This window comes from Bacillus sp. AFS088145, from assembly GCF_002564465.1.
In the GTDB taxonomy this organism is placed as follows: Bacteria; Bacillota; Bacilli; order Bacillales; family Bacillaceae_G; genus Gottfriedia.
Genome location: NZ_NUUX01000024.1, coordinates 1 through 5,533, shown reverse-complemented (window position 1 = coordinate 5,533; position 5,533 = coordinate 1). Strand labels below are relative to the sequence as shown.

4 protein-coding genes are annotated in these 5,533 nt (G+C 31.1%); 3 read left to right on the top strand and 1 reads right to left on the bottom strand.

The features are described from left to right. Positions 1-471: 471 nt before the first annotated feature. The gene (locus COI44_RS15610) at positions 472-1,644 is read right to left on the bottom strand and encodes a CapA family protein (RefSeq protein ID WP_179887141.1); all 1,173 of its coding nucleotides are present in this window, start codon (positions 1,642-1,644) and stop codon (positions 472-474) included. A 398-nt stretch (positions 1,645-2,042) separates the two neighbouring features. Between COI44_RS15610 and COI44_RS15605 the strand changes: the two genes are divergently transcribed. From COI44_RS15605 to COI44_RS15595, 3 genes are read left to right on the top strand one after another with little or no spacing between them, the layout of a single operon-like run. Then, a complete protein-coding gene (locus COI44_RS15605; RefSeq protein WP_098428759.1) occupies positions 2,043-2,993 on the top strand; it encodes an AAA family ATPase in 951 nt (316 codons plus the stop codon). Beyond that, entirely contained in the window at positions 2,994-4,193 is a 1,200-nt protein-coding gene (locus tag COI44_RS15600; protein ID WP_098428758.1) for a DUF58 domain-containing protein, read from the top strand. A gap of 17 nt (positions 4,194-4,210) precedes the next feature. Next, positions 4,211-5,398, top strand: coding sequence for a hypothetical protein (locus COI44_RS15595; RefSeq protein ID WP_098428757.1), 1,188 nt, complete (start codon positions 4,211-4,213; stop codon positions 5,396-5,398). Positions 5,399-5,533 lie beyond the last annotated feature (135 nt).

Genomic DNA, 5,533 nt, shown 5'->3' with positions numbered 1-5,533 from the left:
CTTTCCGTGGGGCGAGCCTGCGGGGTCTTTAGCCTCCCCGCTTATCCCATAGGAGTCGATCATCCTTCCGTTCCAATCAACTTATTCATAAAAAAATGATTACACTAAAACCGAATTTAATATCCTTTACTTAGAGTTGCATAACCGCTTGTTAATCAGTTTGTATGGTCAATTAAGATCGAACTTCGACTTATTATAATGATCATTCATACTTATTTTTCTAAAAATTAGCTCTTAAACTTTTTTAACTTCTCAAAAATAAACAATTACTAGAGTTTGTTAGTATTATAAAACTACTCAAATATATTACATATTAACATTTAAAATCATTAATAGATCTAGATCATTAAAAAATGAATAATAATATCAATAAAATTCACTTAATATACGTTTGACTATTTTAAATTTCAACAACTAGAAAGCTTGTATAAACAATTTTCAATGTTTAAAATTTAGCCCATATTTTAGATTCTATTGAACCCCAGGAATACTTTTTAAATCCTTAATATTTGTTCGCATATAGTTCATTATTTCGTTGTATCTCATTTTGCCATTTTTTAGATTGACATCATCAATATTTTCTAAAGACATAATTTTAAAGTTACGATTATCACGATAGTAATTATACGTTGGGAAAAAACTTGGATTTTTCAATTCAATTTTTATATTTTGATCAGTTTGAGTTTTAACTACATCAATTGTACCCATGCCACCAATTAACTCATAGATTTCATCTTGAGCTGATAAGTAATTTCCTAATGAGTAAAAGACGATTGTTTTATTCCCCATTTTGCCAGTGATCCATGCCGGCGGTTGCAGAACGTGTGGATGATTTCCAATAATAATTTGAACTCCCATATCAGCCAATTGTTTTGCAAGATTTTTTTGGGTATTGTTCGGCATTCTTTCATATTCAACACCCCAATGCATAGCAACTACTACAACATCTGATATTTTCTTTGCCCGTTCAACATCACTACGTATTTTGCCAAGATCAATCAAATTTACTAAATAATCTTTTCCTTTAGGGACTGGAATCCCATTTGTACCAAATGTATAAGCAAGAAATGAAAATCCAATATTATTTTTATTTATCACCCTAATTTGGTCATGATCTGCTTGCGATTTAAAAGCACCTGTATATGGCATATGAATAGCGTCCCAATGGGAAATCGCACTTCGTATAACTTTTTCACCTCGATCAAGCGAATGATTATTGGCCAGTGTTACAAAATCAACCCCAGCCCCTTTGAGTGCATCTCCAACTTCATATGGACTATTAAACGCTGGATACGTAGATAATCCGAATTGCTTACCACCAATCATCGTTTCTTGATTTGCTACTAAAATATCTGGCTTTTCCATCGTTTTTCTAACTTCATCAAACATTTTATTAAAGTTATATACACCATTTGGAAGCATAGCATCTTCATAAACTTCATTATGAATTAATAGGTCTCCTACAGCACCAACAGTCACCTTTGAAACAACCTGATTTATTTTTTTTATAGGTTCTTTCTGCACTTTAACCTGTTCTGTATTTCGATTATTTTCTTTTACTTTGTGTTCCTCTTGATTATTTTTTGTACACCCGTAAAGTAAAGCAATAATACAGGTTACTAATATTACAATTATTTTTTTCATCTTTTTCTCTCCTGTTAAAGGGAGGTTCATTGGAATGCATGGTATAGGGAATGACAAAACAATCCGAACCTTTATCTATTAATATTTTAATCCTTATTATCAATTAATAATCTTTAAGAACTTTAAAAACTTTCGTCTATCATTGTTGTTTCCGACTGTACTCCTTTTAAGTTATTTCCATTTTTTAACAAACAAACAATATATTCTACAGTGTTTATTTAAAAATATCAAACAATATTAATCGTTTACTTAAATAGATTTTAAAAATTGAGAATTATTGGACTTTACTAATGTTGAACTATTAAAATAATAGCATGTTCAACATTTTTTGACTTTTAAACAGGTCACAATTCATATTTAATTATTCTTAAAACGTTTTGAAAGATAAGGAGAGAACAATGAATAGAACAGAAAAGTTATTACAATTAAAGAAAGAGATTAGTCATGTCATAATTGGTAAAGAGGATGTCGTTGAAATGATTTTCATCGCTCTTATTAATAATGGACATATTTTACTCGAAAGTGTCCCTGGTACCGGAAAGACACAATTAGCTAAAAGCTTTGCCAAAACGATTAACGGATCGTTTAAAAGGATTCAATTTACTCCGGATTTATTACCTAGTGATGTAACAGGTATTCAATTTTTTCATCCAAAAGAACAAGACTTTCAGCTTCGAATCGGTCCTGTTATGACAAATATTTTATTAGCAGATGAGATTAATCGTGCTACACCTAGGACACAGGCTAGTTTATTAGAAGTTATGGAAGAACGCCAAGTAACAATCGATGGAGAAACTATTCCTCTTCCAAATCCGTTTATTGTTATCGCAACCCAAAATCCAATTGAATCACAACAAGGTACGTTTCCATTACCTGAAGCACAAATGGATCGATTTTTTATGCAAATTAGTTTGGAATACCCTACATTTGAAGAAGAAAAAAGCATTATGAAGTCATATCGTTCAAATACTCCATTTTTGAATTTAAAAAATGTACTAACTTTAGAAGAAATTGATGAAATGAAAGAACAGGTGAAAACTGTTACAATTTCGGAAGAAGTAGAGGATTATATTTTAAATATTATTCATTCAACAAGAAATCATGAAGATATTCAACTCGGTATTAGTCCACGTGGTACATTGGCACTAATGAGAGCTTCACAAGGTAAAGCATATATAAACAATAGATCATTTGTCACTCCACAAGATGTGAAGGAAGTTGCGATTTATCTTCTATCACACAGATTAGTCTTAACCCTTGAGGCATCCTTAAAGAAAAATGCTATACAAGTTATTGAATCAGTTTTAAATCAAGTTGAAGTTCCTGTAGAAGCTGGAGCTGGTCAATAAATGACTTGGAATAAAGAAATACATGGTAAAAATTCACTTGATATCCTAATTATTTTTGGGGTCATATTTCTAATCATTAATATCTATCAATCTTCTTATTTATTAATGTTTTTAGGAGGATTTTTAATCATCATTAGTTTGATGAGTCGATACTATTTAAAACATATTGCTGATCACCTGATCATTGAAAACGACAAGGAACCCATTCGAGTTTCCGTCGGAGAACAATTTAATTTACCTGTAAAGATCACCCAGAATCATTGGTTGCCAATTATAAACGCAACAGTTCGAATAAAATTAGAACCAATAGTAGATGCAATAAATTTTAAAACAGTTAGTAGCGATTCAGATTTAGAATTAATTATCCCTATTCAACTAAAAGGTAACGAAACGATTCAGATTTCATTACCCCTTTCAGCCACTAAACGAGGTGTTACTAGAATTAAACATGTAGAATTAAAAATTTCAAACTTTTTCAGTTTAGGTTATCTATATTTAACCTATAAACCATTTTTACATAAAGAAATTATTATATATCCTACATTAATTCCTGTACCTCAAATTGACCAAATAATTTCAACGAACTCATATGGTAGTTTTGTAACAAATACTAGTATGTTTGAAGATTTTCTAGCTCCGATTGGAACAAGAGACTATGTCTATTCGGACTCATTTCATCGAATTCACTGGAAAGCTAGTGCTAAAACTCAAGTACTTCAAACGAAAATTTATGAACGAACTGCTGACTATTCAATTACTTTTATTATAAATTTACGAGATACTCATCATGATAATTTTAGATTAAGTATAATTGAAAACATCGAATCAATTGTTAGTAATATTTCCTATATAGTCCAATACGCTGCAATAAAAAATATTAATTATGAAATATTTCTAAATTTGAACATGGAAAGTGGAGTTCCTGTTTATCATTTACCTATTGGTGGAGGTAAATCTCAATTAGGTAAAACTTATGATATTCTTGCTCGAATTAATGGCGCAATGATGACACAGCCAATTGATCGATTACTGCATTACGTAGAAAAGCAGCAACGAAAATCTCCCGTTGTTATTTTATGTGGCCCGTTCGGTAAGCATGGAGATCGATATTTCGCTCAAATGCGAAAACGTGGCCAAAGCATCTATTATCTACAAGATGATTTAGAAAGTCCAACACTTGTTCCATTTGGACATCATTAAGTCGAAAGGAAAATGAAATGATTTTACGTTTACTTTCTACATACTTTTTTTCATTAGAATATCTATTACTCTATTTAATCGTTATCTTTCTATACGAATCAAAAAATCAACTGCCACCTACTTTGGCAATCATTTGTATATTTTTGATTGGAAATCTATTTTTACTTTACTCATTACGAAAGTCTCAAGTATCACGAGTTATTCCATTTCTAGCGGCCATAATTTCTGGAGGAATCAGTTATACTCTTGGATTAAATTCTGTTACATCTATTTTATGCGCTAGCTTTATCTATTTTCGACTTGAGGCTTTCCTTAAAGACACTTCGTTATGGATCGAAGAACGAAATAAATTGCAAATCATTTTTTATTTAACGAGTTTGGTAGTCCTCTTTTTTGGTTGGACTTCACATTATTCTCATATGAACTTGATATTATTGATAATAATCATTTTTACAATTCTATTTAGTTTAGGTAGATACTTTCAACAAGCTGTCACTACACAAACCATTAAAAACTATCGAGGAATTATAGGATCTATTAGTATAGCAGCCCTGCTTACTGGTACCATATCGTTAATATTACCGATCTTAAAGTGGGCGATTTTTAAATTACTGGACGGTTTATTTAGTGCAGTTGGTTTTTTAGGAACTCCTTTCTTTAACTATGTAGATCACATCACTATTAAAGAGAAAAAAATCAAGCTTGGCCAAAATTCAAGCGCTGAAGATAAACTTCCACAAAATATACGTAATCACCATTATATTTTAGAGTTGACTCCTACTTGGGTATGGTTATTATTATTGATGATCGTTTTAATCGTAATTTGGCTAGTCCTAAGAAAGCTTACTTATATACGTAATGAAAAACATACTGCCAAACAAGAAATCAGCATCGAATATAATGCAATACCAGAACACAAGAGGAAAAAAATACGCTTTTTCAAACACTCTGCCCCAACAGAGCAAATCAGAAAACTAATCTTCCAACTTCAAAAATATGCATCTAAATACAAGATGGGTCGACACCAAAATGAAACATTAAAAGAGTGGTTGGAGCGAATACAAATACCGAATGAAGATGAGCTAATCAATGCATATAACTCTGTGCGCTATGGTAAAGGTGAAATAAAGGATATTGAGAAATACGAAGAACAAGTAAAAAGAATCAAAGATAAGATTAAAAGCAAGAATAAGGAAGAAGATTAAGAAGAAAGAAAAAACCCAAACCTTGTACTTAGGTTTGGGTTTTTACGCAGTTGAAAAAGTTGAGTCTACGAATAAACTTGCGTATATGCAATTTAATTTGCTTAAGTGCAAATAAATGCATGTAGACTAAAAAAC

Coding starts and splice junctions, on each gene's coding strand:
- COI44_RS15595 (WP_098428757.1), top strand. CDS start 4,211: ATGATTTTACGTTTACTTTCTACATACTTTTTTTCATTAGAATATCTA.
- COI44_RS15600 (WP_098428758.1), top strand. CDS start 2,994: ATGACTTGGAATAAAGAAATACATGGTAAAAATTCACTTGATATCCTA.
- COI44_RS15605 (WP_098428759.1), top strand. CDS start 2,043: ATGAATAGAACAGAAAAGTTATTACAATTAAAGAAAGAGATTAGTCAT.
- COI44_RS15610 (WP_179887141.1), bottom strand. CDS start 1,644: ATGAAAAAAATAATTGTAATATTAGTAACCTGTATTATTGCTTTACTT.